The 4302-nt window shown below is 72.4% G+C and carries 4 protein-coding genes and 2 tRNA genes; all 6 read right to left on the bottom strand.

Annotated features, from left to right (window positions below):
• Positions 1–44: 44 nt before the first annotated feature.
• Positions 45–117: transfer RNA gene (locus tag ACFU7Z_RS37030), tRNA-Ala, on the bottom strand.
• Between the two features lie 43 nt (positions 118–160).
• Positions 161–233 (bottom strand) — tRNA-Ala (locus ACFU7Z_RS37035).
• A gap of 170 nt (positions 234–403) precedes the next feature.
• Positions 404–1054 carry a histidine phosphatase family protein gene (locus tag ACFU7Z_RS37040; protein WP_049658575.1) on the bottom strand — a complete coding sequence of 217 codons (651 nt, stop codon included), beginning with the start codon at positions 1052–1054 and terminating at the stop codon, positions 404–406.
• The gene (rsfS, locus tag ACFU7Z_RS37045; RefSeq protein WP_049658573.1) at positions 1051–1509 is read right to left on the bottom strand and encodes a ribosome silencing factor; all 459 of its coding nucleotides are present in this window, start codon (positions 1507–1509) and stop codon (positions 1051–1053) included. The genes ACFU7Z_RS37040 and rsfS overlap by 4 nt, the downstream gene beginning before the upstream one ends.
• 192 nt (positions 1510–1701) lie before the next feature.
• Positions 1702–3579 carry a LytR C-terminal domain-containing protein gene (locus ACFU7Z_RS37050; RefSeq protein ID WP_380782474.1) on the bottom strand — a complete coding sequence of 626 codons (1878 nt, stop codon included), beginning with the start codon at positions 3577–3579 and terminating at the stop codon, positions 1702–1704.
• Positions 3580–3593: 14 nt separating this feature from the next.
• A complete protein-coding gene (nadD, locus tag ACFU7Z_RS37055; protein ID WP_049658574.1) occupies positions 3594–4226 on the bottom strand; it encodes a nicotinate-nucleotide adenylyltransferase in 633 nt (210 codons plus the stop codon).
• Positions 4227–4302: the final 76 nt, after the last annotated feature.

The following is a 4302-nucleotide window of genomic DNA, read 5'->3' on the forward strand; positions in this document are numbered from 1 at the left end:
CCGGAAGGCCGCCACCCCTTGGGTGACGGCCTTCCGAACTACTGTGGAGCTATGGGGAATTGAACCCCAGACCTCTTGCATGCCATGCAAGCGCTCTACCAACTGAGCTATAGCCCCGCGACACGGGCGACCCTGGCTGACCACGACCGCCGATGCGGAGTGGAGCTATGGGGAATTGAACCCCAGACCTCTTGCATGCCATGCAAGCGCTCTACCAACTGAGCTATAGCCCCGCACTCACCGGATCTCCCGCTTCCCTTCCGGGCCGCGTTCCTTCCCTGCGAACGAGGAAGACTCTAGCTGGTCAGGGCCGGAACTGCGAAATCCGCTCCCTCCGGACCCCCGCCGAGGGCCCCGTGAGGGCCCCCGGCACCCGGTGCCGCCCGAGCCGGTACGGCTCGGCTCAGGTGTCGTCGCCGATGACCGGCTGCGGGAGGGTGCCCGCGTTGTGCTCCAGCAGGCGCCAGCCGCGCGTGCCCTGGCCGAGCACCGACCAGCAGCAGTTGGACAGTCCGCCGAAGCGCTCCCACTGGTCCGGCTCCATGTCGAGCAGCCGCCCGAGCATGGTGCGGATCGTCCCGCCGTGGCTGACCACCACCAGCGTGCCGTCCTCGGGGAGCTTGCCGACGGCGTCCAGGACCACCGGCACCGAGCGGTCGGCGACCTCGGTGGCCAGCTCGCCGTCACCGCCCCGCCGCACCGGCTCACCGGCCGCCCAGGCCTCGTACTCCTCCGGGAAGCGCTCGCGGATCTCGGCGTTGGTCAGGCCCTGCCAGGAGCCCGCGAAGGTCTCCCGCAGGCCCTCGTGGTGCCGCACGTCGAGCCCGGTGACCTCGGCCAGCTCCGCGGCGGTGCGCCGGGCCCGCTGGAGGTCCGAGGAGATCAGCAGGTCGGGACGGAGCCCGGAGAGCAGCCGGGCCGCCCGCTGGGCCTGCTGGACGCCCTGGCCGGTCAGCTCGATGTCCGTGGTGCCCTGGAAGCGCGATTCGAGGTTCCAGGAGGTCTGGCCGTGCCGCCAGAAGACGATGCGCGGGCCGCGCGGGCCCCGGCTCAGTGCAGGTCCTCGGGCTTGCCGAAGTCGTCGGCGGGGGCGACGACGTTGCCGGCCTCGTCGGTGAACGCGTCCGGACGGTTGCGCGAGGCCAGGGCGTCCTCGGGCAGCGGGAGCTCGGGGCAGTCCTTCCAGAGCCGGTCCAGCGAGTAGAAGGAGCGCTCCTCGGCGTGCTGGACGTGCACGACGATGTCCAGGTAGTCGAGCAGGATCCAGCGGCCGTCGCGCTCGCCCTCGCGGCGCACCGGCTTGATGTCCAGCTGCTCGCGCAGCTGGTCCTCGATCTCCTCGGCGATCGAGCGGACCTGGCGGTCGTTGTTCGCGGAGGCGATCAGGAAGGCGTCGGTGATCGACAGCACCTCGCTGACGTCGAAGGCGATGATGTTGTGCGCGAGCTTGTCGGCCGCCGCCTGCGCGGCGACGGTGATGAGCTGCTGGCTGTGGTCGGTAACGGTCACGGTGTTCTTCCGGCTCGGCGGCTTGGGGGGCGCCCCGGCGCTCGGCCGGGGTCGCCTTCCAGGATCTCACGCCGCCCGGGCGGGCCCGGAACCGTTTTTCCTGGCCCCCGAGCCCCGGGCCCCCAGGCCAATACCGGGCCACCGCCCCCGCCGCCACCACGCCCGGACCCCCGCCGGGCCCGGGCCACCGCCCTACTGGGTCTTCGGCGGCTGGTAGTCCTTGCCGAGCACCACCAGCAGGTCCGCGTTCTGGGTGTCGCCGGTCACCTTCTTCACCGCCGTGTCCGGCAGGCCGAGGCTGGTCGCCAGCGACTTCGCCGCGCCCTGCCGGGCGTCGTCGGTGTAGCGGATCTCACTGGTGGCCTGCGGGGCGCCCTTGGCCCCGCCCGGGATGAAGGTCAGGCCGGAGTTGACGATCTGGACCTGTACGGCGGCCGCCGCCGCGTCGTTGCCGCTGGAGTCCTGGACCGCGACCCGGACCGGGGCGTCGCCGGCGGCCGCGGACTTCACGGTGCCGCCCAGCACGTCCTTGACCTGCTTGCCCGCGGTCGCCTCGTCCAGGCTGCCGTCCGGCTTGACGGTCAGCGCGGTGGTGCCGAAGTGGCCGTCCTTCGCCTGCTGGGAGAGCTGGACGAGCACCCCGGCGAGGGCGTCCTCGGGCAGCGAGGGGTCGAGCACCGCGTTCATCCGGTGCACGTCGTCCTTGGCGTCCTTGAACTCGGTCGGCATGGCGCGCACCAGCGCGTCCATGACCTGCCCGAACCGGGCCAGCTGGGCGTCCCGGTTCTCGCCGGGGTTCTGCAGGGTGGCGTAGGCGACCGCGGCCTTCCCGCTGAGCATGGTGTTCTTGCCCGCCGCGGACAGCGGCTTGCCGTCCGGCTTGCCGCCCTCGTGGGTCTCGGCGTTGGTGTCCACCCGGACGCCGCCGAGCTGGGAGACCAGCAGTTCCAGGTACGGGGTGTCCAGCCGCCAGGTGCCGGCCACCGGGGCGCCGAGCACGGTGGACAGGCCGTCGCGGGTCGCCGAGGCGCCGATGCCGTCCATGGACTGGCCGACCGTGGTGACCGGCGGGTCGCCCGGGCCGGGCAGCCGCAGGGTGTCGGGCAGCAGCAGCACCGTGCCCTTCTTCCCGGAGGCGTCGTTGACCAGCAGCGCGCTGGACACCTTGCCCTGGAGGTCGCGCAGGTGGACGACGTTGACCTGGCGCCCGCCGGCGGCGGCGGCCGCGGTCGGCTTGCCGCCGGTGAGGAAGAGGTACCCGCCGACGCCGGCGGCGGCCAGCGCCACCACCGCACCGAGGCCGATCAGCCGGTTGCGCAGCTTGCGGCGGCGCTCGGCGCGCACCTCGCTGCGGGACTCGGCGAACTTCAGCCAGTCGATGACGTCCTCGGTCTCCTCCGCCTCCTCGTCGACGAAGGTGAACTCCCCCGTGGTGTAGCTGTCGTCGGGCGCCTTGCCGCCGCCCTTCCCGCCCTTCCCGGCCTTCCCCGCCTTCCCGGCCCGCGCCCCGGCGACCTGCTCGGACGGCGGCTCGGCCTTGGCCGGCACCGGCTCGGCGGCCGGCCGGGGCACCCGCGGACGCGCCGGTGCGACCGCCGCGGCCGCGGCCGGCTCGGCCTGCACCGGTTCCTGCGCCTGCGACGGCGCCTGCGGTTCGGTCACGACCGGGGCGGCCGCCTGGTACGGCTGCTCCTGGTACCCCTGGTAGCCCTGCTGCTGGTAGACGTACGTGCCCTGCCCGTACACCGGCTGCCCGTACTGGTCGTACTGCTGGTCGTACTGCTGCTGCTCGTACGGCTGCTGCTGCGGGAACTGCCCGCCCTGCTGGTACCCGTCGTACCCCTGGTAGCCCTGCTGCTGGTAGCCGTACGCGCCCTGCCCGTACACCGGCTGCCCGTACTGGTCGTACTGCTGCTCGTACTGCTGCTGCTCGTACGACTGCGCCTGCGCCTGCGGCTGCTGCTGCGGCTGCGGCTGCGGGTCCTGCGGCTGCTGGTAGCCCTGGTACGGCTGCTGGTACTGCCCGGTGGACCAGTCCTCCGGCCGCCGGCCGTCGCTGCGATCAGTCATGCACCGCTCCCGGATCAGTCCCCGCGCGGCGCGTACAGCGCCCGCTTGTCGATGTAGCGGACCACGCCGTCCGGGACGAGGTACCAGACCGGTTCGCCCTTGGCGACCCGGTTGCGGCAGTCCGTGGAGGAGATGGCCAGCGCCGGGACCTCCACCAGGGAGACCCCGCCCACCGGAAGCCCGGCGTCCGACAGAGTGTGCCCCGGGCGGGTGCATCCGATGAAGTGGGCCAGCGAGAAGAGCTCGTCGGAGTCGCGCCAGGACAGGATCTGGGCGAGCGCGTCGGCGCCGGTGATGAAGAAGAGGTCGGCGTCCGGGTGCAGGGCGTGCAGGTCGCGCAGGGTGTCGACGGTGTACGTCGGGCCCTCGCGGTCGATGTCGATCCGGCTGACCGAGAACTGCGGGTTCTCGGCGGTGGCGATGACCGTCATCAGGTAGCGGTCCTCGGCCGGGGTGACGTGCCGGTCGCTCTTCTGCCACGGCTGCCCGGTCGGCACGAAGATCACTTCGTCCAGGTGGAACGCGCTCGCGACCTCACTGGCGGCGACGAGGTGGCCGTGGTGGATCGGGTCGAAGGTGCCGCCCATCACGCCGAGGCGCTTCTTCACCGGTTCCGGTCCGCCGGGATTCCCGGCCTGCTCTCCCATGCCGCCACACCTTACGCGACACGCGTTACGGTGCGGGAACGGCCGGGTGGGGGTTCTCCGCAGACGCGTGAGGGAG

The organism is Kitasatospora sp. NPDC057518, assembly GCF_042802075.1.
Lineage (GTDB): Bacteria > Actinomycetota > Actinomycetes > Streptomycetales > Streptomycetaceae > Kitasatospora.

Coding starts and splice junctions, on each gene's coding strand:
- ACFU7Z_RS37050 (WP_380782474.1), bottom strand. CDS start 3,579: ATGACTGATCGCAGCGACGGCCGGCGGCCGGAGGACTGGTCCACCGGG.
- nadD (WP_049658574.1), bottom strand. CDS start 4,226: ATGGGAGAGCAGGCCGGGAATCCCGGCGGACCGGAACCGGTGAAGAAG.